At 70.5% G+C, this 25,407-nt stretch carries 23 protein-coding genes; 4 read left to right on the top strand and 19 right to left on the bottom strand.

The window, feature by feature from the left end; genetic code table 11:
• Positions 1–93: 93 nt before the first annotated feature.
• From ligD to E4F25_RS02235, 11 genes are all read right to left on the bottom strand, one after another.
• On the bottom strand, positions 94–2,553 hold the full coding sequence (ligD, locus tag E4F25_RS02285) for a DNA ligase D (RefSeq protein WP_140908648.1): 2,460 nt from the start codon (positions 2,551–2,553) through the stop codon (positions 94–96).
• Between the two features lie 12 nt (positions 2,554–2,565).
• The gene (gene ku / locus E4F25_RS02280; protein WP_140908647.1) at positions 2,566–3,465 is read right to left on the bottom strand and encodes a non-homologous end joining protein Ku; all 900 of its coding nucleotides are present in this window, start codon (positions 3,463–3,465) and stop codon (positions 2,566–2,568) included.
• Positions 3,466–3,472: 7 nt separating this feature from the next.
• Entirely contained in the window at positions 3,473–3,754 is a 282-nt protein-coding gene (locus tag E4F25_RS02275; RefSeq protein WP_140908646.1) for a hypothetical protein, read from the bottom strand.
• Positions 3,755–3,823: 69 nt separating this feature from the next.
• A complete protein-coding gene (gene cfa / locus E4F25_RS02270) occupies positions 3,824–4,957 on the bottom strand; it encodes a cyclopropane fatty acyl phospholipid synthase (protein WP_140908645.1) in 1,134 nt (377 codons plus the stop codon).
• Positions 4,958–4,971: 14 nt separating this feature from the next.
• Complete coding sequence (locus E4F25_RS02265) at positions 4,972–5,802, bottom strand: DUF3298 and DUF4163 domain-containing protein (RefSeq protein WP_140908644.1); 831 nt, start codon at positions 5,800–5,802, stop codon at positions 4,972–4,974.
• Positions 5,803–5,917: 115 nt separating this feature from the next.
• Positions 5,918–6,127, bottom strand: coding sequence for a cold-shock protein (locus E4F25_RS02260; protein ID WP_112926328.1), 210 nt, complete (start codon positions 6,125–6,127; stop codon positions 5,918–5,920).
• A gap of 206 nt (positions 6,128–6,333) precedes the next feature.
• Positions 6,334–6,633, bottom strand: coding sequence for a GNAT family N-acetyltransferase (locus tag E4F25_RS02255; protein WP_140908643.1), 300 nt, complete (start codon positions 6,631–6,633; stop codon positions 6,334–6,336).
• Positions 6,634–6,660: 27 nt separating this feature from the next.
• On the bottom strand, positions 6,661–7,197 hold the full coding sequence (locus tag E4F25_RS02250; protein WP_140908642.1) for a histone H1-like repetitive region-containing protein: 537 nt from the start codon (positions 7,195–7,197) through the stop codon (positions 6,661–6,663).
• Between the two features lie 83 nt (positions 7,198–7,280).
• Positions 7,281–7,895 carry a rhomboid family intramembrane serine protease gene (locus E4F25_RS02245; RefSeq protein WP_140908641.1) on the bottom strand — a complete coding sequence of 205 codons (615 nt, stop codon included), beginning with the start codon at positions 7,893–7,895 and terminating at the stop codon, positions 7,281–7,283.
• Between the two features lie 15 nt (positions 7,896–7,910).
• Positions 7,911–9,539 (bottom strand): POT-type proton-dependent oligopeptide transporter, encoded by a 1,629-nt coding sequence (locus E4F25_RS02240; protein ID WP_140908640.1) that lies wholly within the window; start codon positions 9,537–9,539, stop codon positions 7,911–7,913.
• The gene (locus E4F25_RS02235) at positions 9,530–10,162 is read right to left on the bottom strand and encodes a glutathione S-transferase family protein (protein WP_140908639.1); all 633 of its coding nucleotides are present in this window, start codon (positions 10,160–10,162) and stop codon (positions 9,530–9,532) included. Before E4F25_RS02235 ends, E4F25_RS02240 begins: the two co-directional genes overlap by 10 nt.
• Positions 10,163–10,213: 51 nt before the next feature.
• Between E4F25_RS02235 and E4F25_RS02230 the strand changes: the two genes are divergently transcribed.
• Positions 10,214–12,013 (top strand): M14 family metallopeptidase, encoded by a 1,800-nt coding sequence (locus E4F25_RS02230; RefSeq protein ID WP_140908638.1) that lies wholly within the window; start codon positions 10,214–10,216, stop codon positions 12,011–12,013.
• Positions 12,014–12,069: 56 nt separating this feature from the next.
• Entirely contained in the window at positions 12,070–12,603 is a 534-nt protein-coding gene (locus E4F25_RS02225; protein WP_140908637.1) for a hypothetical protein, read from the top strand.
• Positions 12,604–12,606: 3 nt separating this feature from the next.
• On the opposite strand, the gene E4F25_RS02220 is transcribed toward E4F25_RS02225, so the two are convergent.
• From E4F25_RS02220 to E4F25_RS02200, 5 genes are all read right to left on the bottom strand, one after another.
• Positions 12,607–13,203: a YdeI/OmpD-associated family protein gene (locus tag E4F25_RS02220; protein WP_140908636.1), complete on the bottom strand. Its 597-nt coding sequence runs from the start codon at positions 13,201–13,203 to the stop codon at positions 12,607–12,609.
• Between the two features lie 15 nt (positions 13,204–13,218).
• A complete protein-coding gene (locus E4F25_RS02215) occupies positions 13,219–13,812 on the bottom strand; it encodes an alpha-ketoglutarate-dependent dioxygenase AlkB (RefSeq protein WP_140908635.1) in 594 nt (197 codons plus the stop codon).
• A 26-nt stretch (positions 13,813–13,838) separates the two neighbouring features.
• Positions 13,839–15,623 carry an ATP-binding cassette domain-containing protein gene (locus tag E4F25_RS02210; RefSeq protein WP_140908634.1) on the bottom strand — a complete coding sequence of 595 codons (1,785 nt, stop codon included), beginning with the start codon at positions 15,621–15,623 and terminating at the stop codon, positions 13,839–13,841.
• A gap of 203 nt (positions 15,624–15,826) precedes the next feature.
• Entirely contained in the window at positions 15,827–16,258 is a 432-nt protein-coding gene (locus E4F25_RS02205; protein WP_140908633.1) for a hypothetical protein, read from the bottom strand.
• A gap of 78 nt (positions 16,259–16,336) precedes the next feature.
• Positions 16,337–17,902 (bottom strand): protein adenylyltransferase SelO, encoded by a 1,566-nt coding sequence (locus E4F25_RS02200; RefSeq protein ID WP_140908632.1) that lies wholly within the window; start codon positions 17,900–17,902, stop codon positions 16,337–16,339.
• Positions 17,903–17,934: 32 nt separating this feature from the next.
• Between E4F25_RS02200 and E4F25_RS02195 the strand changes: the two genes are divergently transcribed.
• Together E4F25_RS02195 and E4F25_RS02190 are read left to right on the top strand one after the other, a co-directional pair.
• Entirely contained in the window at positions 17,935–19,704 is a 1,770-nt protein-coding gene (locus E4F25_RS02195; protein WP_140908631.1) for a DEAD/DEAH box helicase, read from the top strand.
• Positions 19,705–19,714: 10 nt separating this feature from the next.
• Complete coding sequence (locus E4F25_RS02190; RefSeq protein ID WP_281283940.1) at positions 19,715–20,917, top strand: BaiN/RdsA family NAD(P)/FAD-dependent oxidoreductase; 1,203 nt, start codon at positions 19,715–19,717, stop codon at positions 20,915–20,917.
• A gap of 176 nt (positions 20,918–21,093) precedes the next feature.
• On the opposite strand, the gene E4F25_RS02185 is transcribed toward E4F25_RS02190, so the two are convergent.
• From E4F25_RS02185 to E4F25_RS02175, 3 genes are read right to left on the bottom strand one after another with little or no spacing between them, the layout of a single operon-like run.
• Entirely contained in the window at positions 21,094–22,749 is a 1,656-nt protein-coding gene (locus E4F25_RS02185; RefSeq protein ID WP_140908630.1) for a serine hydrolase, read from the bottom strand.
• Between the two features lie 46 nt (positions 22,750–22,795).
• Positions 22,796–23,617 carry a class I SAM-dependent methyltransferase gene (locus E4F25_RS02180; RefSeq protein ID WP_140908629.1) on the bottom strand — a complete coding sequence of 274 codons (822 nt, stop codon included), beginning with the start codon at positions 23,615–23,617 and terminating at the stop codon, positions 22,796–22,798.
• Positions 23,614–25,308 (bottom strand): M1 family metallopeptidase, encoded by a 1,695-nt coding sequence (locus E4F25_RS02175; protein WP_140908628.1) that lies wholly within the window; start codon positions 25,306–25,308, stop codon positions 23,614–23,616. The genes E4F25_RS02180 and E4F25_RS02175 overlap by 4 nt, the downstream gene beginning before the upstream one ends.
• Positions 25,309–25,407: the final 99 nt, after the last annotated feature.

Raw genomic sequence — 25,407 nt, 5'->3', positions numbered from 1 at the left:
AAAAAAGGATTGGGCCCGCGCGAGCTTGAAGTTGCGCGGGCCCAGTTCGTTTTGATCCTTTTCAATCTGTGTGATCTGTGGCCAAAGAATGTCTCAAAGGTCCGGCAGGGACTGCTTGGTGGCGGCGGCCCAGTCGGGCCAGGGGTCCTTGCGCTGGGCGGCGGCGCGGCGGAGGGCCTTGTCGAGGTTGTAGTCGTTGCCGGACTTCGTGCGGCCGAGCTCGCTCCAGGCGAGCGGCGCCGCCACGCCGGCTTCCTTGCGTGCGCGCAATGACCAGCTCGCCACGCTGGTGGCGCCGCGGCCGTTGCGCAGCCAGTCGATGAAGATGACGCCGCCGCGCTTGGACTTGGTGGCGGTGGCCACGTAGCGGTCCGGGGCCTGGGTGGCCATCGCGCGCGCGAACGCCTCGCAGAACGCCTTGGCGCGCGTCCAGTCCTGCTCCGGCGCGATCGGCACTACCACGTGCAGGCCCTTGCCGCCGGACAGGCGCAGGAAGCTCTCCAGTCCGACTTCGGCGAGGCGGTCGCGGACGTCGCGCGCCGCGGCCTTGATCGCGGCCCAGTCCACGCCAGGTCCCGGGTCCAGGTCGAACACCAGCCGGTCCGGGTGCTCCACGTCCTCGATGCGCGCGCCCCAGGGGTGGAACTCGAGCACGTTCATCTGCACGAGCTCGAGCAGTCCGGCGACGTCGTCCACGTACAGGTAGTCCTCGCTGCCGCCGTCCTTCTCGCGGATCGCCACCGAGCGCACGCTGTCGCCGAGGGTGGCGGCGTGGTGCTTCTGGAAGAAGCACTGGCCCTTGATGCCGTCCGGGCAGCGCACCAGCGACAGCGGCCGGTTGCGCAACTCGGGCAGCAGCAGCGGCGCGATCGTGCGGTAGTAGTCCGCGACCTGCTGCTTGGTGATGCGCAGTTCGGGGAAGATGATCTTGCCGGGGCTGGTCAGGCGCACGGCCTCGCCCGCGGCGGTCTGGTCGCCGATGTCCTTCACCGTCTTGTCCTCGCGCAGGCCCTTGAAGCTGGCCTGCCGCAGCAGGCCCTCCTTGCCGAAACCGCGGAACTCGAGTTCCGCCACCAATTCCGGCTCCACCCAGGTCACGTCGCGCGGCCGGAACGGTACGTGCGCCGGCAGAAGCACCGTGGGCTCGCGCCGCGCCAGCGGCTGCAGGCGCTCGAGCACCGCGCGCAGGGTGGCGTCGTCGAAGCCGGTGCCGACCCGGCCGACGTACTTCAGCGCGCCGTGCTCGCGGGTCGCCATCAGCAGCGAACCGAACGCGGTGCGCGAGCGCTTCGGCGCGGTGAAGCCCACGATCACGAACTCGTCCGACTGCGCGTGCTTGGTCTTGATCCAGCTCCCGGAGCGGCCGGCGACGTAGCCGGCCCGGACGCGCTTGCTGATGATGCCCTCCATGCCCTGCTTGCGGCTGGCGGCGAAGACCTCCGCGCCGTGCCCGACGATGTGCTGGCTGTAGCCGAGCACGGGCGCCGCGCCTTCGAGCAGTTCCTCCAGGAGCGCCTTGCGCTCGTCCAGACGAGTGCGCGTCAGGTCCTGCCCGGCCAGCGAGGGCATGTCGAACAGCATGCACTTGAGCGGCGCGTCGGCGTTGCCGGAGATCACCTTCTGCAGCAGGCCGAAGTCGTCGTTGCCCTTGGCGGTGAGCGCGATCAGTTCGCCGTCGAAGCTGCCGTCGTCGATGCGCAGGGCCTCGAAGGCCTGCACGATGTCGGGATAATCCGGGGTCCAGTCGAGGCCGTTGCGCGAGCGCAGCTTCACTTCGCCGTCGGCGACCTCGACCAGCAGCCGGTAGCCGTCCCACTTCAGCTCGTGCAGCCAGTCGTCGCCCTCGGGCGGTGCCTGGCGCAGTGTGGCCAGTTGGGGACCCGGCGGCTTCCAGGACCTGGGCTTCGGGCGCGCGCCCTCGAGCGCCGCCGCGCGCGCCGCCCAGTCCACCCGGCGGCGGCGCGCACGCTTCTTCTTCGCCGCGGACGCCGGTGCAGGCTGCTTGCGCTTGCCTCCCCTGGCCTTGCCGCTGCCGTCCAGCAGGTCGTCGGCCTCGAGGTCGCCGGCCCACTCGTCGTCGCGCTTGAACAGCAGCCACTGCGGCTTGCCGCTGCGCACCTGCTGGGTGCGCACCAGCTTCCAGCCGCCCTGCAGCTTCTCGCCGTGGAGGGTGAACTCGATCTTGCCGGCGGCCAGCGACTCGAGCGGATCGCCGCTCGCGCTCCACACGCCGCGGTCGAAGATGTCCACGTGGCCGGCGCCGTAGTTGCCCTCCGGGATGTCGCCCTCGAAGTCGGCGTAGCCGATGGGATGGTCCTCGACCTCGACCGCCAGGCGCTTCTCGCCGAGGCGGAACGACGGTCCCTTGGGCACGGCCCAGCTCTTCAGCGTGCCGTCCATCTCCAGGCGGAAGTCGTAGTGGCGGGCACGCGCGTGGTGCAGCTGGACCACGAAGATCGGGCGCCGCCCGCGCTTGCCGGGGCGGGGCGCCTCGTCCCCCGGTTCCGGGGTCTCGCCGAAGCGCCGCTTGCGTGCGTACTCGCGCAGGCTCACGCCGCCACTCCGTCACGCACGCTTGCGCGCGCTCGACTTCTTCGTCGTCTTCTTCGCGGCCTTGGCCTTCTTCGCGGTCTTCTTCACCGGCACCTTCTTCTTCGCCGGCGTACGCTTGTTGCGGTCGATGCTCTGCTGCAGCAGCGACATGAAGTCGACCACGTTGGTGGCGGCGCCCTCCTCGACTTCCGGCTCCTCGGCGGCGCGCTTGACCACGCCGTCGGCCTTCATCCGCTCCTGGATCACCTTCTGCAGGCGTTCGCGGAATTCGTCGTGGTAGGCCTCCGGGTCCCACTCGCCGGACATGGTCTCGATCAGCTGCTCGGAGAACGCCAGCTCCTTGGCGCTGATCCGGTAGTCGCCCTTGGCGCCCTCGGGGATGTTGTACTCGCCGATGTCCACCAGTTCCTGCGGGTAGCGCATCATCATCAGCAGCAGCGCGTTTTCGTGCGGGATCACCGCGCACAGGTGCTCGCGGGTGCGGATCACCACCCGCGCGATGCCGATCTTGCCGGTCTTCTGCAGCGCCTCGCGCAGCAGCACGTAGCCCTTTTCCGCCTTCTTGGCGGGGACCAGCACGTAGGGTTTCTCGAAATAGCGCGGGCCGACCGCGTCGGCCTCGACGAAGGCCTCGACCTCGATCGCGTCATGGCTTTCCGGCGCGGCGGAGGCGATGTCCTCCTGCTCGAGCACCACGTAGCTGCCCTTCTCGTATTCGAAGGCCTTGACGATGTCCTTCCATGGCACTTCCTCGCCGGTCTCGGCGTTGACGCGCTCGTAGCGGACCGGCGCCTTGTTGCGCGAGTCCAGCATGCGGAAGGAAATGTCGGTCTTGCGCTCGCCGGTCATCAACGAGACCGGGATGTTCAGCAGCCCGAAGGAGAGCGTGCCTGTCCAGACCGGGCGAGCCATGCCTTGCTCATGCCCCGCTGCGGCCGGCCATCACCGGGGCGTGGTCGCGCAGGCAGTCGTCGTGGACCAGCTTGGCCACCTGCCAGGCGGCGTGCGCGTCGCGGCGGACCTCGGACCAGCGCAGCCGCGACTCGCCGCGCACCTGGCGCCACTCGTCCGCCATCTGCGGCTCGACCTCGCTCCAGCTGCGGCCCGGGTACAGCCCGTTGGCCTCCTCGCCGAACACGCGCGCACGCGCGCGGCCCTCGTCCTGGTCCAGCGAATGCGAATGCGGCAGGCGAACGATCATCGGGAGCGGCTCCATGAATCCGGACCGCCATCTCAGCAACCCGGCCGTTGCCGCGGCGTGAAACGTCGCCTAGCGCGGCCCGACGTAGCCCCCGGGCACGCCCCGGGGCGACATCACGATCTGCCACAGCTGGATCCGGCGGGCGCGGAAGGCGGCCATCGAGGCGGCCAGGTAGAACCGCCACATGCGCCGGAAGCGCGCGTCGTAGCGCGGCGGCAGCCGCTCCCAGGCGGCCTCGACGTTGCGCCGCCAGGCCTGCAGGGTCAGGTCGTAGTCGGTGCCGAAGCCGTGCCAGTCCTCGATCACGAAGCGGCGCTCGGTGCAGGCCGCGATCTGGCGCGCCGAGGGCAGCATCGAGTTGGGGAAGATGTAGCGGCCGATCCACGGATCGGTGTGGGTGACCGAGACGTTGCCGCCGATGCAGTGCAGCAGGAACAGGCCGCCGCCGGTGGCCTCCTCGTCGCGCAGGCAGCGCCGCGCGACGTCGAAGTACGTGTCGTAGTTCCGGGCCCCGACGTGCTCGAACATGCCGATCGAGAAGATCCGGTCGAACGGCTCGTCGAGCTCGCGGTAGTCCTGCAGCCGGATCTCGACCGGAAGCCCGGCGCAGAGCCGGCGCGCATATTCCGCCTGCTCGCGCGAGATGGTGATGCCGACGCCCTCGACGCCGTAGCGCTCGGCCGCGAACTTCAGCGCCTCGCCCCAGCCGCAACCGATGTCGAGCACGCGCATGCCTGGGCGCAGGCCGAGCTTGCGGCAGGTCAGGTCGAGCTTGGCGGCCTGGGCCGCGTCGAGGTCGCCGGCCTCGCGCCAGTAGCCGCAGCTGTACACCAGGCGCTCGCCGAGCATGGCCTCGAACAGGTCGTTGCCGAGGTCGTAGTGCTGTTCGCCGACCTTGCGCGCACGCCGGCCGGTCTGCAGGTTGAGCAGCAGCGCGCGCAGGTCGTCGAGCCAGGAACTGAGCCCGTGCACGCGTTCGTCGATGCCGTGGCGCATGAGGCGGTACAGCATCCCGTCCAGCGACGGCACCGTCCACCAGCCGTCCATGTAGGACTCGCCGAGCCCCAGCGATCCCTGGCGGAGCACGCGGCCGTAGAAGCGGTCGTCGAGGATCCGCGGATCGCATTCGCCCGGGCCGTTCGCCTCCAGCCCTGCTGCTTCCAGCAGCGCGTGGACCCGCTGCCGCAAGGGGTGCATGGCCATGCAGCCTCCCCGTTTCAGCCTCCCTGGAAGAGGTGACGGTAGCCCGGGGCCACCACCGGCAGCAACACCCGGGCCGGCACCTCCGCGTACTGCGTGCCGTCCGAATAGGGCCCCACCTGGTACGGCGGGAACACGAAACGCAGGGCCGTGATCCGGCCGTCGCCGTCGAGCACCGGCTCGAACTGGTCGAAGTTGGCCGGCTCCGGGGTGGTGCCCTGGTCGATCATCTGCAGGCCGCCCTCGAGCAGCTGCGCGCGCTCGTCGGGCGGGTAGCCGGCGGCCTCGACGCGCTGCGAGAGGTCGGTGGCGAGCTGCTCGCGGACGTAGGCGGAAACCACCTGCCAGCCGGCCCCGGTGGGAACCAGCTTCGCCGCGGTCAGGCGCTCCTTGCTTTCCGGCAACCAGGTGAAACGGGCCACCAGCGGGTTGCCGTGGGCACCGCCGGTATAGCTGCTGCCGTCCGCCGCGACCGCCACCACCTGCGGCGTCGCCACCAGTTCGGTGAAGGCCAGCGACAGGTCGTAGGGCATGGGGGGTTTGGTGTCACCGAGGCCCTCGACCGCCTGCATCAGTTCCGCGCGCGCGGCGGCCGCATAGGCCTGCAGCAGGCGCGCCAGGCCGGGATGCGCGCGCGCCACCGGCGGATAGCTGATGCCGATCAGGTAGCGTGGGTCGCGCTCCATCACGTCGTCGAGCGCGACCGGCACCGGCGCGGGGTCCGCCGGCCCGGCCGCCACCGACCCGCCCGTGCCCGCGGGTGATCGCTGTTCCGTGCCGGACGCGGGTTCCCGTCCACAGGCGCACAATGCCAATGCCACCATCCCTGCCAGTGCCAACTGCCGCATGAGGGCTCCCTGCCCCGCCTTGTCCGCGGTCACGTTAGCGAGCGGCTCGTGAACGACGGGCAAAAGAAAAGGCCCGCCGAGGCGGGCCTTTCCGTGGTGCGTTGGACGCGACCGCTTAGAGCGGCTGGACCTCGTCCGCCTGCAGGCCCTTCTGGCCCTGGACGACCTTGAAGGAAACCTTCTGGCCTTCCTGCAGCGACTTGAAGCCGGTGCCCTGGATGGAACGGAAATGCACGAACAGGTCCGCGCCGCTCTCCGGGGTGATGAAGCCGAAGCCCTTGGCGTCGTTGAACCACTTGACGGTACCGGTCTGACGATCCGACATGTCTTACTCCTTGAAACGTTTGGTGTTGGATTGGCACGGCCCGCACGCGCGGAACCGAGACTGTCTAGCAAGGGGTAATGACGCGACGATGTAGCGGATCGTGTGGATCAACCGCATCGGGCCACGATGTACCGTGATCCCGCTTTGAACAGTGGGCGCACCTTAACCTACTTTTGGCCGGAAGTGTGAATGGGCGGCATCGGAGGTCAGCCCCCCGCTCCCTCCCGCAGCGGTTCGTAGTCCGGGTGGCGGCGCATCCAGGCGTCGGCATAGGGACAGGTCGGGCGCACGCGCAGGCCGTTGGCGCGGGCGTGGTCCAGCGCCGCCCGCACCAACTGCCCGGCGATGCCGCGCCCGCCGATCGCGTCGGGGACGATAGTGTGCAGGATCTCCAGCACCCCGCCGTCGAGCGCGTAGTCCACGTACCCCAGGTGGCCGTCCACGGTGGCGCTGAAGCGCCTGCGCTCCGCGTCGTGGCCGATGTCGATTGCCCTGGCTTCCGTCATTCCTCTGCTCCCGTTCCTGCGCCGTGTTCAGCGCGAATCCCGTCGGCCCTGGTCGTGGCGGTCGTGGGCGCTGATCGAGCCCTGGTTCCCCGCCATCCGCGTTTCCGCCTCGTGAAGCGCCTCCGCCTGGACCCGGGCTTCGTCGGACTGGAACCCCGGCTGCGGGGCCGACCCGTGGCGCGCGTCCAGCGCCTGCCAGGGCGGGACCTGGCGTGCCTGTTCCTGCTTCTGCCGCAGCAGCTTGCGGGTATTGGCGAGCGCCTTGCGGGCGCTGGTCTTCTTCGCAGCGGCCTTCTTCGCGGCGGTCTTCTTCGTCGTGGCCTTCTTCGCGGGCGCCTTCCTGGCCGTCGTCTTCTTCGGCGTGGCCTTCTTCGTCGCAGTCTTCTTCGCGGCTGGCCGCTTGGTGACCGTCTTGCGCACGGTCTTCTTCGCCGCGGTCTTCTTCGCGGCCTTCTTCACCGTCTTCTTCGGGGCAGCCGTCTTCTTCGTCGCCTTCTTCGCCGTCCGCTTCCCGGCCGCGGTCTTCTTCGCAGCCTTCTTCGCAGTCGCCTTCCTCGTTGCCATGTCGCCTCCCTCGCGTCGCGGCCCGTGCCGCATCCGCTGCCGGGGTAGCATGCCGCGCATACAGGCCGGGTGAGCGCCGCCCGTCAGAACGTCGGGTTGAACAGCGCCGCCAGGAAGTGCGACCCGACCCGGGGCTCCATCATCAGGGTGAACAACACCCCGTAGCCGGCGCCCCACAGGTGCGCGCTGTGGTTGACGTTGTCGGTGCCCTGGCGGTCCATCCGGATCGAATAGACGACGTAGAACACCGCATAGAGGATCGCCGGCACCGGCAGGAAGAACACCAGGATCAGGTCCCACGGCGCCAGCAGGATGTAGGCGAACAGCACCGCCGAGACCGCGCCCGATGCGCCCAGGCTGCGGTAGCGCGGATCGTGCCGGTGGCGCAGGTACGTGGGCAGGATCGCGACCACGATCGCCGAGAGATAGAACAGCACGAAACCGAACGAGCCGATGTACGAGGCGAAGAACGCCTCGGTGGCCCGCCCGAAGAAGAACAGCGTGATCATGTTGAACAGCAGGTGCATCCAGTCGGCGTGCACGAAGCCGTGGGTGACCAGCCGGTCGTACTGGTGCCTGCGATCGATCGCCGGCGGCCACAGCAGCAGCCGGTCGAGCAGGCGCGGGTTGTTGAACGCCATCCACGAGACGGCGACGGTCACGCCGACCAGCACCAGGGTGATCGAGAGGCCGCCCATCACGGCGCCCGCCGGTCAGGCGACACGGTAGTTGTCCTGCATCGGGTAGCTGCGCGCGTAGAGGCCGAACACCACCGCCGCGGCGAACGCGAACGCGGCGAAGAAGAACATCAGGAACGCGTTCTCGGTCCAGCCGGTGGTGGCGATGTACGCGGTCACGGTGTCGTTGCGCACGGCGACGTTGGTCAGCAGCACCCACAGGCTGCCGAAGGTGCTGGCCAGGTACCAGAACGCCATGATCACGCCCTTCATCGAGGCCCGCGCCTGGCTGTAGGCGAACTCGAGCGCGGTCGCCGAGACCAGCACCTCGCCGAAGGTCAGCAGCATGTACGGCCAGGTCTGCCAGGCCAGCGAGGTCGGCGCGCCGCTGTCGATCTTCAGCTGGATCAGGCCGGCCACGATCCAGGCGACGCCGGCGAAGGCGATGCCCCAGCCCATGCGCCGCAGCGCGGTCGGCTCGTAGCCAAGCCGGCGCACGGCCGGGTACAGCACCAGGTTGTTGAACGGGATGATCAGCATCACCAGCAGCGGGTTGAGCGCCTGCATCTGCGCCGCCTCGCGCACCAGCCAGCTCGGCCACCACCAGGCGTCGTGCGGCACAGTCATGTCGCGGCCCTGGATCACCCAGGTGCTGGCCTTCTGGTCGAACAGCGACCAGAACGGCGTGGTCAGCGCGAACACGATGATCACCCGCAGCACCGACCGGACGCTGTCCACGGCCTCGTCGGCGTGGCGGCCGCGGGCGCGCTCGAGCTGCATCGAGACGCCGATGCCGCCGAACGCGATCAGCACCCCCAGCGCCAGGCAGGCGCTGATCACGAAGTGGAAGTCGTCCGGCCAGAACGCCAGCGACACCCCGGCCCAGGCATGCAGCGCCCAGAACACCAGCATCAAGGCCGCCACCACGACGCCGACGACGGCCACCACCAGCCCCGGCCGTCCCTGCCCCGGCGCCTGCGACAGCAGCGCGGTGCGGGCCACGTTGTAGAACGAGTCCGGATCCTGGCCGCGGGTCGGCGGCACGCGCACGTACTTGCGTCGCCCGAGCCAGAAGATGAAGGTGGCGATGAACATCAACGCGCCCGGGATGCCGAACGCGATCGACGGCCCCAGCTCGCGCAGGAACAGCGGCATCAGCAGCGAGGCGAAGAAGCTGCCGAAGTTGATGGTCCAGTAGAAGAAGTCGAACACCACCTTGGCCAGCGACTTGTTGGCCTGGGTGAACTGGTCGCCCACGAAGGACACCACCAGCGGCTTGATGCCGCCGGAGCCGAGCGCGATCAGGAACAGGCCGGTGTAGAAGCCCTGGCGGCTGTCCTCGAAGATCGCCAGGCAGGCGTGGCCGGCGCAGTAGATCAGCGAGAACCACAGCACCGTGTCGTACTTGCCGAAGAAGCGGTCCGACAGCCAGCCGCCCAGCAGCGGGAAGAAGTACACGCCGATGACGAAGCTGTGGAACACGTCCTTGGCCGCGAGCTCGCGCTCGGCCTCGGGCAGGTAGGCCAGGATGACGCTGCTGACCAGGAACTGCACGAGGATGTTGCGCATGCCGTAGAAGCTGAAGCGCTCGCAGGCCTCGTTGCCGATGATGTAGGGGATCTGCCGCGGCAGGCGCGGACGTGCTGCGGCTTCGGTCATGCCCATTCCTCGAGGCCTTCCGCGGCGTACAGGGCAGCGAACGAAGGCCGCGCCTTCATCCGCCGTGCGAGTGCCGCGAGCTGCGGCCAGTCGGTGGCCGGGCGCGGCATGTTCCGCGACCAGCGCATCAGCATCACCAGGTAGAAGTCGGCCGCGCACGGCGCGTCGCCGAGCAGGAACGGGCCGCCCGCGGCCAGCTGCGCGTCGATCCGCGCCCAGGCTTCCTCGATGCGCGGACGCACGTGCTCGCGCGCGGAGTCGGCCAGCTCCACGCCGGCCACTTCATGCGGGTACCACCAGATGCGGAACAGCGGCTGCACCATGTTGGCCAGGTGCAGCATCCACTGCAGGTAGTCGCGGCGCGCCGGGTCGCCGGGCGCGGGTGCGAGCCCGGCTTGCGGATGGGTATCGGCCAGGTGCATGGCGATCGCCGCGGCTTCGGTCATCGGCCTGCCGTCCAGCACCAGCGTCGGCACCACCCCGGAAGGATTGAGCGCGAGGTAGGCGGGACGCTTGTGCTCGCGGGTGGCGAAGTCCATGGCGCGCAGCTCGTGCGCGATCCCGAGCTCCAGCAGCAGCCAGTGGACCAGCATGCTGGCCGCGCCCGGGGAGTAGTAGAGGATGGTCATCCGGCCAAACGTTATCATCGAACGGAGACCGCGCCGACCCCCGGGGACCCCATGATCCGCACCGTGATCCGCACCACCCTGCTCGCCTGCCTCCTGGGCGCCCTGCCACCCGCCTTTGCCCAGTCCGTCGCCGCGGCCGGCAGCGCCAACCAGGAGCTGACGACCGTCGCCGAACGATCCGGGTTCCAGCGTACCGGCCGCTACGAGGAAGTCATCGCCCTGTGCGGGGCCTTTGCCCGCGCCTATCCGGACGCCGTCCGCTGCGAGCGCTTCGGTACCTCGGCCCAGGGTCGGCCGATGCAGCGCCTGGTGGTGACCCGCAGCGGCGCCTTCACCCCCGCCGAGGCCGAGGCCAGGGGGTTGCCGGTGCTGCTCGCCCAGGGCGGCATCCACGCCGGCGAGATCGACGGCAAGGACGCCGGCTTCCTGCTGCTGCGCCAGCTGCTCGAGGGCGAGGCCGCGCCCGGCGCGCTGGAGCAACTGGTGCTGGTCTTCGTGCCGGTGTTCAACGTCGACGGCCACGAGAACTTCCGCGCCTGGAACCGCCCCAACCAGCGCGGGCCGGAGGAGATGGGCTTCCGCACCACCGCCCAGCGCTACAACCTCAACCGCGACTACATGAAGGCGGACAGCCCGGAGATGCGCGCGATGCTGGCGCTGGTGCGCGACTGGGACCCGCTGGTGACGCTGGACCTGCACGTCACCGACGGCGCCCAGTTCCGGCACGACATCTCGATCACCGGCGAACCCGTCAACACCGGCGACATGGCCCTGCGCAAAGCCGGCCGCGCCCTGCGCGACGGCATCGCCGCGATGCTCACCGAACAGGGCTCGCTGCCGGTGGTGTTCTACCCGAGCTTCGACGAGATGGACGACCCGGCCTCGGGCTTCGTCGACGGCGTCAACCCGCCGCGCTTCTCGCACGGTTACTTCCCGCTGCGCAACCGCCTCGGCATCCTGGTCGAGACGCATTCCTGGCGCACCTATCCCGAGCGCGTGCGCGCCACCCGCGACACCGTGCTCGACGCGATCGAACTGACCGTGCGCCACGCGGCCGAATGGCAGGCGCTCGCCCGTGCTGCCGATGCGCGCGCCCGCGCGCTGGGCGGCGAGGAGGTGGCGCTCGACTACCGCGCGACCGACGACGTGCGCACCATCGACTTCCTCGGCTATGCCTACACGCGCACGCCCTCGGAAGTCTCCGGCGCGCTGATGACCCGCTACGACGAGTCCACGCCGCAGGTCTGGCAGGTGCCGCTGCGCGACGTGATCGTGCCGCGCACCGTGGTCACGGCCCCGACCGGCGGTTACCTGGTGCCGGTGGAGTGGGCGTCGGTGGTGCAGCCGTGGCTGGACGTGCACGGCATCGCCTACCAGCGCGTGGACGCGGCGCGCGAGGTGCCGGCGTGGCAGTTCCATGCCAACAAGGTGGAGATGGCCGCGTCGCCGATGGAAGGACACCAGCGCGCCGCCATCGAGGGCGACTGGCGGCAGGTCGCTGCGCCGGTCCTCCCCGGGTCGCTGTTCGTGCCGATCGCGCAGCCGCTGTCGCGGCTCGTGGTGCACGTGCTCGAGCCACGGGCGCCCGACTCGATCGCGCGCTGGGGCGGCTTCAACAACGCCTTCGAGCGCAAGGAGTACATGGAGCCGTACGTGGCCGAGGCCGAGGCCCGCAGGATGCTGGCCGCCGACCCGGCGCTGAAAGCCGAATTCGAGGCGAAGCTGCGCGACGATCCGGAATTCGCGGCCAGCCCGTACGCGCGGCTGGACTTCTTCTACCAGCGCCACCCGGCCTGGGACAGCGGCTACAACGTCTACCCGGTGCTGCGCCTCGACGCCCCGCTGCACTGACCGGGCCTAGGCTGGCAGTCCCTGTAGGAGCGGCGCTAGCGCCGCGAGGAGCCCCCATGCGCCCGTACACCCCCTCCCCCGCGCCGCTAGCCCCCGCACTGGCGGCGCTCCTGCTCGCCGCCTGCAACGCCCCGGAGCCGGAGCCGCCCGAGGTCCCGCCCACGCCGCAGGCCGCCGGCACGGCGGCCGCCCCCGCCACCCCGCGCCCGGCGCGCCCGATCGACCGCACGCCGGCCACTCCCGACCTGCCGGTCGACGGTACCGAGAACCCGGTCTGGAAGCAGGCGGCCGAACGCGGCGTCGCCTTCCGCGGACTGGGCCAGGAGCCGGGCTGGTACGTCGAGGTCGGCGGCGGTGAAGCGCCGGCGCTGCACGCCGAACTGGACTACGGGGAGCGCGTCGTGGACGTCGCCGCAGCCACCGCCGACGGCACGCAAGGCTTCCACGGCACCACCGCGGACGGCACCGAGGTCGTGCTGCGCACGCGCGAGGGTCCATGCTTCGACGGCATGAGCGGGCACCGCTTCCCGGTCGCGGTGGAGCTCACGGTCGGCGGCCAGGCCTACCAGGGCTGCGGCGCCTACCTGTAGCGGCTACATGTACTTCCAGTTGCGCGGCTTGCCCTGCGCGATCCACTCGACCGCCTGCGCGACGCGGCGCTCGCGGGTGTCCTCGCGCTTCGCCTCGGCGATCCATTCGCAGTAGTCGCGTTGCTTGCCGGGCGTGAACGCCTTGAACGCAGCGGCCGCGGCCTTGTTGCGGCGGAGCGCCGCTGCCAGCGCCGGCTGCACCTCGGGCGCCGGCTTCGGCGCGGCCTGCTTGCGCGGACCTGTGGCCTTCACCCCCTGTTCGTTCAACCTGGCCGCCTTGCGTACCAGCGCGACCAGTTCGCGCTTCGGCGGCAGGTCGCCCGCGGTCCGCAGCTTGCCGAAGCTGCCCATGCCGTCGCGCTCGACGCCTTCGCCCATGACCAGCGCGTGCTGCCAGAAACCGAACGAGACGTGCTGCTTGAACGCGGCCATCATGCACACGATGCCGCCGGCGTGGACCCAGCTCGGCATGCCCCACTTCAGGGTCTCCTCGATGCCGGGCACCGCCTCGTGGACGATGGCGCGCAGGCGTTCGAGGATGGGCTGCACGAATGGCGCGGCCCCGGCGATGTAGGCGTCGATGCGGGGATCCCTGTCCATGCCCCGAGTATGCCCTCAGCGCGGCGGCGGGCGCACCCGGAACGCCAGGCTGATGCGTTCGCCGACGGGCTCGCGCAGCTTGGGGACACCGTGCTCGTGGCTGGTCTGCGACGCGTGGCTCATCACCAGCAGGCTGCCGGGCGCGAGCTCGAGGCGATGGACGTCGCGCGCGGGCGGCCTGGCGCGGATCACCATGCGCCGCGCGGCGCCCAGCGACAGCAACGCCACCGGATGGCCGGGGACCAGCATGTGCAGCTTGTCGCCGTGCGGGGCGACGCTGTCGTTGCGGTCGCGGTACAGGTTGAGGCCGACGGCATTGAACGGTTCGCCGAGGTCGCGGCGCAGCAGCGCGGCGGCCTCGAGCAGCGGCGCGGGCACGTCAGGACGGTCGAGCCAATAGGCGGCGGTCAGCCGCGGCACGTCCACCACGCGGTCGTACATCGGCCGCCGCTGCGCCTGCCACGCCACTTCCCCGCGCAGTGCCGCGAACCACCGCGCCGCCGTGCCCGCGTCCACGAACCCCGGCCGGTACCACACCCCGCCCTCGGCATCGTCCACCAGCCGCAGCGGGCCGCTATCGAAGAGGTCGTCTGGAAATTCTTTTGCCACAGATCACACTGATGAAAAAAGGATGGTCAGCCGTGGCTAATGCTTTCGAGGTCTTCCCAGCGGGCGTAGGCGGTGTCGAGGTCGGCCTGGACGCGGGCGAGCGTGGTGGTGTCGGCGGCGATGGCGGCGCCGTCGCGGTCGTAGAAGGCCGGGTCGTGCATGGCTTCGGTCAGGGCGGCGACCTCGGCCTCGAGCCGTTCGATGCGGGCCGGCAGTTCTTCCAGTTCGCGTTGTTCCTTCCACGAAAGTTTCTTCTTCGCCGGCGGCTTCGGCGGCGGTGGCGCCTCGCGCGCAGGGCGCGACGGGGTTGCGGGGGCCTCGGCCACGGCCGGCTGCGGGCGCTGGCGCAGCCAGTCGCTGTAGCCGCCGACGTACTCGCCGACCACGCCGTCGCCCTCCACCGCCAGCGTCGAGGTCACCACGTTGTCGAGGAAGTCGCGGTCGTGGCTGACCAGCAGCAGGGTGCCCTCGTAGTCGGCGAGCAGTTCCTCGAGCAGCTCCAGCGTCTCGACGTCGAGGTCGTTGGTCGGCTCGTCCATCACCAGCAGGTTCGACGGCTGCGCGAACAGGCGCGCCAGCAACAGGCGGTTGCGCTCACCGCCCGAGAGCCGGGTGATCGGCGCACGCGCGCGCTCGGGCGTGAACAGGAAATCCTGCAGGTAGCCGACGACGTGCTTCTGGCGGCCGTTGATGGTCACCGAGTCGCGGCCCTCGGCCACGTTCTCGAGCGCGTTCCAGTCCTCGCGCAGGGTCGCGCGGTACTGGTCGAAATAGGCCACCTGCAGGTTGCTGCCGAGGCGGACCTCGCCCGCCGTGGGCGCCAGTTCGCCGAGCAGCAGCTTGAGCAGCGTGGTCTTGCCGCTGCCGTTGGCGCCGACCAGGCCGATGCGGTCGCCGCGCAGGATGGTCGTGGAGAAGTCGCGCACCACCGGCGGCTGCCCGGGGTAGGCGAACGACACCCTGCGCGCCTCGATCACTTTCCTGCCGGAAGCCTCCCCGCGGGCGGCTTCCATGCGCACGTTGCCGGCCTGCTCGCGACGACGGGCGCGCTCCACGCGCATCGCCTCCAGCCGCCGCACCCGCCCCTCGTCGCGGGTGCGCCGCGCCTTGATGCCCTGCCGGATCCAGGCCTCCTCCTGGGCCAGCAGCCTGTCGAAGCGGCCCTCCTCCTGCGCCTGCGCATTGAGCCGCTCCTCGCGGCGCCGCACGTAGTTCTCCCAGTCGCCGGGCCAGCTGGTGAGCTGGCCGCGGTCGATCTCGACGATGCGGTTGGCGATGGTGCGCAGGAAGCGGCGGTCGTGGGTCACGAACACCAGCGCGCCCGGCCACGCCTTGAGGAAGCCCTCGAGCCATTCGATGGCCTCGATGTCCAGGTGGTTGGTCGGCTCGTCCAGCAGCAGCAGGTCGGGCCGCGACACCAGCGCCCGCGCCAGCAGCACGCGGCGCTTCAGGCCGCCCGACAGGTCGCCGAAGGCGGCGCTGCCGTCCAGGCCCAGCCGCGACAGGGTCTCGTCCACGCGCCAGGCCTCGTCGTCCAGCAGGCCGCCGGCGACCACCGAGACGACGTCGCCGCCGAGGCCGGACGGCACCTCCTGGGCGAGCCGGGCGACCCGCACCCCGCCCTCCAACCGGACCTCGCCGTCGTCCGGACGCAACTCGCCCGCCAGCAGCCGGAGCAAGGTGGACTTGCCGGCGCCGTTGCGGCCGATCAGGGCGATGCGCTCGCCGGGCTCGATCGCCAGGGCGACGCGTTCAAGCAAGAGGGGGCCGCCGACACCGTAGTCGACGTCCTGCAGGGTGACGAGGGGCATGCCCCATTGTAAAGGGCGCATAATCCGCCCGCGTCACACCAGTCACGTTTCATCCAGCGAGGAGCTTCCCGTGTCGAAGAGCCAGGACCGCCCGAAGAAGCAGGAAAAGAAGAAGCCGGAGAAGTCGCTGAAGGAAAAGCGCCAGGCGAAGAAGGAAAAGAAGGCCGGCAAGTAGCCGGCCTTTTCCTTGGCTTCAGTGGCGGCTAGTAGCGATAGCCGCCGTACTCGCGCACGTTGCGCACGACTTCGATCTGGCGCGCCCACAGCCGGTTGCGCGACTCGACTACGTCCACCGAGACCACGTCGCCGCGCTCGAGCCCGGTGACCGGGTACTGACGGCCCTGGTAGTAGAGGCGCGTGCTGTTGTCGAAGTACACCTCGACGCGCTGCTGGCGGTAGTCACGCGGGTCGCCGGCGTCGAGCAGCAGGCGCCCGTAGCGCGCGTCCACGCCGACCACCGTGGCGACGAAGCGCTGGCTGCCGTACTGGTTGCCGTAGCCGCCCGGGTAGTAGCCGTCGTTGCCGGGGTAGTTGCCATAGGGGCTGCCGCCATAGCTGGCGCAGCCGGCCAGGGCCAGGCCGGCGAGGAGCGCCAGCGCCACGCGCCAGCGTCGGAAGGCAGCGGAACGGATCATGGCGGGACTCCTGGATGGGGTGCGCATCAACCTTCGCGCCGGAAACGTGAACCTGCGGTTGACCGCCGCGGGCAGCGTTCAGGAACTGCAGGACAGCGTCGAGCAGCCCGGCCGGTCGCGGGCCCAGTCGGGCCGCTTGCCGACGTAGGCTTCGCGCCCGGGCTGCGCGTCGTAGGGCTTGCGCAGCACCTCCTGCAGGGCGTGGACCCCGGACAGGTCGCCCTGCTCGGCCAGGTCGATCGCCTGCTGCGCGAGATAGTTGCGCAGCACGTATTTCGGGTTGGCGGCGTCCATCGCCGCCCTGCGCCTGGCGGGGTCGCGGCCGTCCTCGCGCACGCGCGCGCCGAGCCGCGCCAGCCACTCGCGCAGCACCGGCAGCGCGGCCTCGCGCTTGCCGGGGTCGTAGAAGGCGTCGTCCAGGGGCGCCGGGTCCGGCGCCGCCGCGGCCATGTCCACTTCCGCCAGTGCGCGGAAGAACAGCGTCATGTCCACCTCGGCGCCGTGCATCCACACGTGCAGCTCGCGCATCCGCGCCACGTCGTCCTCGCGGCAGGCCGACAGGCCGAGCTTGGCGGCGATGGTCGCCTGCTCGGCGGCCTCGAAGGCGGCGACGTAGCGGTCGAGCCCGGCCTGCAGCGGCGCCGTGTCGGCGAACAGCGGCGACAGCGCGTGCGCGAGCCTGAGCAGGTTCCACTGCGCGATCCGCGGCTGCCAGCCGAAGCGGTAGCGGCGGACCTGCGCATCGGTCGTGTTCGGGGTCCAGTCCGGGTCGTAGTCGTCGATCCAGCCGTACGGGCCGTAGTCGATGGTCAGCCCGAGGATGGACATGTTGTCGGTGTTGAGCACGCCGTGCACGAAGCCGACCCGCATCCAGTGCGCGACCAGCCCCGCGGTGCGCGTGCACACGTCCGCGAACCAGTCCGCGTACAAGGCCTCGCCCGAACCGGACAGGTGCGGGAAGTCGCGCGCGATGCAGAAGTCGGCGAGCCTGCGCAGCAGCGTGGCGTCGCCGCGGGAGAACGGCAGCTCGAAGCTGCCGAAGCGCAGGAACGAGGGCGCCACCCGGCACACGATCGCGCCCGGCTCCTCGCGCGGATGGCCGTCGTAGAACATGTCGCGCACGACCTGCTCGCCGGTCCCGACCAGGCTGAGGGCGCGCGTGGTCGGCACCCCGAGGTGGTGCATCGCCTCGCTGCACAGGAACTCGCGGATCGAGGAGCGCAGCACCGCGCGCCCGTCGGCCATGCGCGAGTACGGCGTCGGACCGGCACCCTTGAGCTGCAGTTCCCAGCGCGCACCGCCGGCGTCCACGACCTCGCCGAGCGTGATCGCGCGGCCGTCGCCGAGCTGGCCCGCCCAGTGCCCGAACTGGTGGCCGCCGTAGTTGGCCGCGAACGGCTGCATGCCCGGCAGCAGGCGGTTGCCGCCGAACACTTCGGCGAAGGCCGGCGAGGTCACGGCGGCCTCGCTGAAACCGAGCCGCGCGGCCAGGTCCGGCGTCCACGCCAGCAGCCGCGGCTTCGCGACAGGCGTCGGCGCGACCGGCGACCAGGCTGCGCCCTCGACCTGGCGCAGGCGCGGCCCGGCTTCCGGATCGCCGGGCAGGTCGCGCACGAAGGCGTTGTCGAAGCGCAGCGCATCCATGGCTTTCATGCTAGCCGCGTAGACTGTGCACGATGAGTGCCCAGCCCCACGACACAGGCCCCGCAGGCCGCTTCACCGACCTCGGCCTGCCCGAGCCCCTGTTGCGCGCGCTCGCCGACGTCGGCTACGAATCGCCCTCGCCGATCCAGGCCGCGACCATCCCGCCGCTGCTGGCCGGCCGCGACGTGCTCGGCCAGGCCCAGACCGGCACCGGCAAGACCGCCGCGTTCGCGCTGCCGGTGCTGGCGCGCATCGACCCGGCCGAGTCGCGGCCGCAGGCGCTGGTGCTGGCGCCGACGCGCGAGCTCGCGATCCAGGTCGCCGAGGCTTTCCAGAAGTACGCCAGCCACCTGCCCCGCTTCCAGGTGCTGCCGGTCTACGGCGGCCAGGGCTACGGTCCGCAGCTGCAGGCCCTACGCCGCGGGGTGCAGGTGGTGGTGGGCACCCCCGGACGCGTGATCGACCATCTCGAGCGCGGCACGCTCGACCTGTCCGGCCTGCGCTGCCTGGTGCTCGACGAAGCCGACGAGATGCTGCGCATGGGTTTCATCGACGACGTCGAGGCGGTGCTCCGGCGCACGCCCGAGGGCCGCCAGGTGGCGCTGTTCTCGGCCACGATGCCGCCGCAGATCCGGCGCATCGCGCAGACCTACCTGAAGGATCCGGTCGAGGTGTCGATCAAGGCGCAGACGACCACCGCCGCCAACATCCGCCAGCGCTACTGGCTCGTCTCCGGCCTGCACAAGCTGGACGCCCTCACCCGCATCCTCGAGGCCGAGCCGTTCGAGGCCATGATCGTGTTCGCGCGCACCAAGCTCGGCACCGAGGAGCTGGCGGAGAAGCTGCTCGCACGCGGCATTGCCGCCGCCGCGATCAACGGCGACGTCGAGCAGAAGCAGCGCGAGCGCACCATCCAGAAGCTCAAGGACGGCGAGATCGACGTGCTGGTCGCCACCGACGTCGCCGCGCGCGGCCTGGACGTGGAGCGGATCAGCCACGTGCTCAACTACGACATCCCCTACGACACCGAGAGCTACGTCCACCGCATCGGGCGCACCGGGCGCGCGGGCCGCAAGGGCGAGGCGATCCTGTTCGTGACCCCGCGCGAGCGCGGCATGCTGCGCACGATCGAGCGCGCCACCCGGCAGCCGATCGAGCCGATGCAGCTGCCGACCGTGCAGGCGGTCAACGAGCGCCGGGTCGCGAAGTTCCTGGGCCGCATCGACGAGGTACTGGAGGGCGACGAACTCGCACCGTTCCGCGAGCTGGTCGAACGCTACGAGCGCGAGCACGACGTGCCGGCGATCGAGATCGCCGCGGCGCTGGCGCGGCTGGTGCAGGGGAAGACGCCGTTGCTGCTGGAGGCGCGGGAGGAACCGCCCCCGCCGCCGGTGCGGCCAAGGCGGGAAGGGCTCGCCGCCATGGCGGCTCCCACCGGGCGCGGCCCCGGCGCCGACGTGGGCATGGTGACCTACCGGATCGAGGTCGGGCATCGCAACGGCGTGCAGCCGGGCAACATCGTCGGCGCGATCGCCAACGAAGCGGAGCTCGAGTCGCGCTACATCGGCCGCATCGACATCCGCGACGACTTCAGCCTGGTGGACCTGCCCGAAGGGATGCCGCCGGAACTGCTGCAGCACCTGAAGAAAGTGCGCGTCGGCGGGCAGCCGCTGCGCATGCGCCTGGCCGAGGCCGCGGACCTGGACGCGCCGCGCGCCAGGCGGCCGTTCAAGCCGCGCCCCGGCACGCGCCCGCGTCCGCCCGGTCCGCCGCGCAAGCCACGCCCGCGCCGCGACGGCTGAGCCGCCGCCCGTGCGCGACCACTGCGACGTCCTCATCATCGGCGGCGGCGCCGCCGGCCTCATGTGCGCGATCACCGCCGGCCGCAGCGGCCTGCGCGTGCGCGTGCTCGAGCACGCCAACCGGGTCGGCAAGAAGATCCTCATGTCCGGCGGCGGACGCTGCAACTTCACCAACACCGGCGCCGGCCCGGCCAACTACATTTCCGCCAACCCGCACTTCTGCAAGTCGGCGCTGGCCCGCTACACGCCGGCGGACTTCATCGAACTGGTCGAGCGCCACGGCATCGCCTACCACGAGAAGGAGCTGGGGCAGCTCTTCTGCGACGAGTCCTCGAAGCAGATCGTGGCGATGCTGCTGGCCGAATGCGAGGCCGCGGGCGTCGAGATCCGCACCTCGTGCACGATCGAGCGCGTCGTCCATGGCGACGCCGGCGACTTCCGCGTGCACACCAGCCAGGGCGAATGCAGTGCGCCGGCGCTGGTGGTCGCCTGCGGCGGCCTCTCGATCCCGCGCATGGGTGCCACCGGCTTCGGCTACGAGCTCGCCCGCCAGTTTGGCCACGCGGTGCTGCCGACGCGTGCCGGGCTGGTGCCGCTGACCCTCAGCGGCAAGCACCAGGAGCGGCTCGACGGCCTCAGCGGCGTCGCCTTCCCGGTGACCGCCACCGCCAACGGCACCAGCTTCAGCAACTTCATGCTGCTCACCCACCGCGGCGTCAGCGGCCCGGCGATCCTGCAGGTCTCGTCGTACTGGCAGCCCGGCGACGCGCTGCTGCTGGACCTGCTGCCCGGCAGCGACGCGATGGAGACGCTGCTGCGCCTGCGCCGCGAGCGGCCGGCCGCCGAGTTGCGCACCCTGCTCGGCGAGCTGCTGCCGCGGCGTTTCGCCCAGCGCCTGTGCGAGACCTGGCTGGCGCCGCTGCGGCCGCAGCGCCCGGTGCGCCAGTTCAACGAGCGCGAGCTGCGCGAGGTCGCGACGCTGCTGCAGGCCTGGCCCCTGGTCGCCAGCGGCACCGAGGGCTACCGCACCGCGGAAGTCACCCTCGGCGGCGTGGATACCGACGGCCTGTCGTCGACGACGATGCAGTCCAGGCACGTGCCCGGCCTGTACTTCATCGGCGAAGTCGTCGACGTCACCGGCTGGCTCGGCGGCTACAACTTCCAGTGGGCCTGGGCCTCCGCCCACGCCGCCGGCACCGCCCTCCTCGCCTGACCAGCGGCATTCTTTGGCCACAGATTTCACAGATGGGAAAGGATCAACACTGATAAGGCGATAGTGGTTACGCAGTCGCCAGGTGCCTGCGGCGCTCCGGCACCGACGAAGCCACTTTCGCCATTGACCGTGTTGATCCTTTTTTAATCTGTGGAATCTGTGGCTGAAGGGTTGCTTCAGTCCTCGGCGTCGTCGGGTTTCGGGGTGAGGCGGAGGTCCTGGAAGTCGAAGCTGAAGTCGGTGAGGTCGGAGACGGGTTCCATGCGGGCTTCGCGGATGTTGCCGTCGGGGTCGAGGGCGAAGCTGAGGAAGGCGTCGGCGTTGAGCCAGCGCTGGTCCCAGCGCACGATGAAGGTGTCGTGCTGCCAGTGCTCCAGCGTGCCCACCAGGTCGGCGGTGCGGCCAAAGCGCAGGCGCAGCTTGCCGCCCTCGCGGCTGATCACGACGTCGCCGTACCACGGGTCGACGTAAGTGCCGGCGTAGCCGGACAGCGGCAGCGATGGCTTCGACTTCGCGTCGCGCGCGGCCAGGTGCTTCTTCCAGTCCTCGTCGGCGTCGCCTTCCTGCTTCGCGCGCGCTTCGGCGTAGGCCTTGGTCCAGTCGGTCGGCGGCAGGCCGAGCATCGCGTCGAGCACGCGGTTGGTGACGGCGTTGAAGGCGGCACCGGACTCGGCGTTGGTCAGCACGACCACGCCGATGCCCTGCCCCGGCAGCATCGTCACCCGCGAGACCATGCCGGGCCAGCCGCCGGTATGCGAGACCATCTTCTCGCCGCGGTAGTCGGACAGGTTCCAGCCCTCGCCGTAGCCCATGTAGTTGGGCGTGATCGGCTCGAAGGCCTCGAACTTCGGCTTGCGCACCGGGATCGGCGTGAGCATGGTCCACATCTCGCGCTGCGCCTGCTCGGAGAACAGGCGCTTGCCGGTCTCGCCGCCGACGCTGGCCGGGATCTCGCCGCCGGCCAGGTGCGTGCGCACCCACTTGGACATGTCGTGCACGCTGGAATAGATGCCGCCGGCGCCGCCGACGTTCGACCAGGTCATGCGCGGGGCCGGCACGATGTCCTTGAAGTCCGCCTTGGAATAACCGGTGGCGATATTGTCGAGGTCGCCGAGGTGGTCGGCGTTGTAGCGCGTGCGCTGCATCGCCAGCGGGTCGAAGATGCGCTGCTTCAGGAAGTCCTCGAAGGCCATCCCCGAGGTCGCCTCGACCACCAGCTGGGCGACCCCGAACAGGATGTTGTCGTAGGCGTACTGCGCGCGGAAGCCGCCGGTGATCGGCACGTCCTTCAGCCGCTCGGCGACCTCGCGGTTGGTATAGGTCGTGGTCGGCCAGTACAGCAGGTCGCCGGCGCCCAGGCTGAGCCCGCTTCGGTGCGCGAGCAGGTCGCGGATGCGCATCTCGTGGGTGATGTACGGGTCCGACATGCGGAACCACGGCAGGTGCTCGATCACGCGGTCGTCCATCTCGAGCTTGCCGTCGGCGGCCAGCATCTGCAGCGACGCGGCGGTGAAGGCCTTGGTGTTCGAGGCGATCGCGAACAGCGTGTGCGCGTCCACCGGCGCGCCGGTCTCGCGGTCGGCCACGCCCCAGCCATTCTCCAGCAGCACGCGGTCGTCCTTGACGATCGCCACCGCGATGCCGGGCACGTCGAACGCCTCACGCACGCCCTCGACGTAGGCATCGAAGTCGCCGAGCTGCGCGGGCAGCGGCGGCGGCAGCGGGCGCACGGACTCCGGCAGGACCACCGACTGCGGCGGCGCGGCATGGGCAAGGCCGATGGCCAGGGCCAGCGCGACGGCGGTGGCGAAGGAAGCAGGTTTGAAGTGCATCGATGGTCCCCGGGTTTTCGCTCTTCAGGAAAGATACTTCAATCGGTCAGCCAGGCTTGCGCGCACCGGCGACGGGCACGTGCCAGCAGGCGTAGGCCGGCGGCGTCTCCACCGCGGCGATCATGCGGTCGAAGTCGGCGCGCACCGCGGCGGGGTCGCGCCCGCTCGCGTTTGCGAGCGGCACCACGTAGCCGTCGCGCCAGGCGCGCAGGATGCCGGCGAAGGTCTCGCGCGGCACGCGCAGCGTGTCCACCACGACGTAGTCCATGGCGATGTCGCGGTAGCCGGCGGCGGCCAGCAGCGCCGGTGTGTCGCGGCCGACGCGTCCGTTGCAGCCGATGCTGTCCAGGTAGGTGATCGCGTTGCGGTTCCAGAACAGGTCCGGGTCGAAATCCGGCGACGCTGGGAAATGCAGCATCCCGTAGTCCTCGCTCAGCAGGTGCAGCCAGCCGCCCGGCGCCAGCACCCGCGTGATCTCGGCCAGCACCTGCGGGAACCCGGGAACCGCCTGCGACATGTGCCGGCAGACCACCAGGTCGAAGCCGGCATCGGGGCAATCCAGGGCGAAGGCATCGCCGGCCCGGTAGGCGATGCGGCCGCCGGCGTCGCCCTGGCTGCGTGCCCGCGCCAGGTTCGCCTCGAGGATGTCCACGCCCAGCAGCGTCGCCCCGGGGAAGCGCCCGGCGAGGCGCCGGGTGATCTCGCCGGTGCCGCAGCCGAGGTCGAGGATGCGCGGGCGTTCCGGCAGCCGGTAGCGCTCGAACAGGCGCTGCTCCTGCGGCCAGATCGCCTCCGCCTGGTGCGCGAGGTTGCGGGCCATGGACTCGTCGCCCATCTGCTCCGCCTGCGGGTTTCGCGCGTCGCTCATCCGCCCTGCTTCCCCTGCTCTTTCGTCCACTCCTGCCAGGCGCTGATGTGCGGCTGCGCGCGCAGCACCTTCGAATGCGGGTCCAGCGTGTACAGCGCGTGCGGCGCCAACTCCAGCCTCCCGCGGCCACCGGCCATCGGCACGACCACGTCGCGGCCGTCCACGCGCACTTCCACCGGCATCGGGAACGGCTTGCCGCCCTCGGTCTCCCAGCGCAGCGACAGGCCGGTGGCGTCGCGTTCGGCCACCAGCTCCGGCAGCCGCGCCGAATACAGGTACGCGTCGAAGAACCAGCCGAGGTCGCGCCCGGCCTGCGCGTTGACCGCGGCGATGAAGTCGCGGGTGCCGGCGTAGCGCGGTTCGAAGTTGCCCGGCGCCGGGTCGGTGCGGCCGTACACGAGTTGCCGGGTGGCCGCGAAGAAGGCCTCGTCGCCGACCAGGTTGCGCAGCGTGTGCAACATCAGCGAGCCGCGATAGTAGATGTCGTTGCCCGCGCCCTCCGGACCGGCCACCTGCTCCTCGGTCATCGGCCGGCCGCGCACGATCGGCAGCTTGCCGACGATCGCCTTGCGCTGGTTCATCAGCCACGCCTGGTACTCGCGCTCGCCGCGCAGCCACTGCAGGTACAGCGGCTGCATGTAGCTGCCGAAGCCCTCGTGCAGCCACATGTCGTCCCAGTCCACGTTGGTCAGCTGGTTGCCGAACCACTCGTGCGCGAACTCGTGCTGCAGCAGCCAGTCGAAGCCGAACTCGCTCTGCCTGTAGTCGTTGCCGTAGGCGTTGACCGTCTGGTGCTCCATGCCCAGGTACGGGGTCTCGACCACGCCCATCTTCTCGTCGCCGAACGGGTACGGCCCGATCATGCCCTCGAAGAACTCGAGCATCAGCGGGAACTCCGCGAACAGCTTTCGCGCCCGTTCCGCGTTGCCGCGCAGGTGCCAGAAGCGAAGCGGGATGGTGTTGCCGTACCGGCTCTGGTAGTCCGCCGACAGCAGCTCGTAGGGACCGGCATTGACCACCACCGCGTAGGTGTCCGGACTGCGCGCGCGCCAGCGGTAGGTGCGCCAGCCGTCGTCTTCATCCATGCCGACGAACACGCCGTTGCCGGGCGCCACCAGCGGGGCCGGCACGGTGTAGGCGGCGTCCACCAGCAGCGGCTCGCCCATGGGGTGGTCGATGCACGGCCAGACCAGGTCGCAGCCCTGCCCCTGCACCGCGCTGCCGATCCACGGCTCGCCGGTCGGCGCCGTCGCCCACACGAAACCACCATCCCAGGGCGCGCGCTTCGCCTCGTGCGGGTGCCCGGCGTAGGCGATGCGCAGCGTGGCGGTCGCGCCCTCCGCGAGCGGCGCCGGCAACTCCACCGTCATCCGCCCCTCCGGGTTGCGCCACGCGCCGTCGGGCACGGCGACGCCGTCCACCTCCACCGCCTCGATCGCGTAGTTGCGGTCGAGGTCCACCACCAGCCGCTGCAGCGGCGCAAGCGCGCGGAAGGTCAGCGACGCATCGCCGTGCAGCCACTTGCGGGCAGGATCCACCTTGAACGCGAGGTCGGCGTGCTCGAACACCACCTGCTTCTGTTCCGGGGCGCGCGGCAACCCGGATTCCAGCGTCGTCGCCGACGGTGGAGCCTGCTGTGCGAAGGCCGTGGCGGGAAGGAGGAACGCGAACGTCAGGAGCCGGAGCGACATGGGCAAGGGCCTTGCTGGAACATGAATGCACGTCATACGGAACGCGGGAATCGCGCGCAAGTGCGAATGCTCCCGCACCGCAAACTGAACGGATCCGGG

It is taken from the genome of Cognatiluteimonas lumbrici (assembly GCF_006476065.1).
GTDB lineage: Bacteria > Pseudomonadota > Gammaproteobacteria > Xanthomonadales > Xanthomonadaceae > Cognatiluteimonas > Cognatiluteimonas lumbrici.
This window is presented reverse-complemented; position numbering and strand designations above follow the sequence as displayed.